This is a genomic window from Aeromicrobium sp. PFPM2_SD2 (assembly GCF_057364525.1).
The window spans coordinates 1-531 of sequence record NZ_JBNFNZ010000829.1 but is presented as its reverse complement, the minus strand read 5'-3'; the positions used below and the strand labels follow the sequence as shown (position 1 = coordinate 531).

The window sequence follows — 531 nt, the reverse complement described above, 5'->3', positions numbered from 1 at the left end:
CGTGACCGACCGCCGCCGGAGCCGCCCGCACAGCTCGCGCTCGACCTCGTCGTCGCGGCGTCGCCGACGGGTGGCGTCGGCGGCCGACGTCGGTCACCCCGCTCGGCGTGACGAGCCCGGGCTCGGTCCGCACCACCACGGCGCGGACGGTCTCGGTGCCGCTGCGCGCGTCCGGGGGTGACAGCCGCTACGCGTGGAGCGCGAGCGCGCTGCCGTCGGGTCTGCGCCTTCGTCGGCGACCGGCTGGTCGGACGGGTGACGCGCGCGGCAGCTATCCGCGTCGCCGTCACCGTGCGCAGCGCCGGGCTGACGTCCACGCGGAGCGTGCCCGTCGTCGTGGCCGCCGTGCCGCCGCGCTACCTGACCCGCAGCACACTGACCCGCGGCGCGGTCAAGACCCGGTACGCCAGCCGCGTGCGCATCACCTCGCCGTACCCGGCGTCGTGGCGGCGCGTCGCCGGGCGGCTGCCGTCCGGGGTCCGGCTCGTGGTGGCGTCCGACCGACGCAGCGCCGTGCTGACCGGACGACCG

At 78.2% G+C, this 531-nt stretch carries 1 protein-coding gene; it reads left to right on the top strand.

The window, feature by feature from the left end; translation table 11 throughout:
* Positions 1-324 precede the first annotated feature (324 nt).
* Positions 325-531: hypothetical protein (locus AC2W7G_RS18355; protein ID WP_485869695.1), on the top strand; the 207-nt coding region annotated here is incomplete at its 3' end.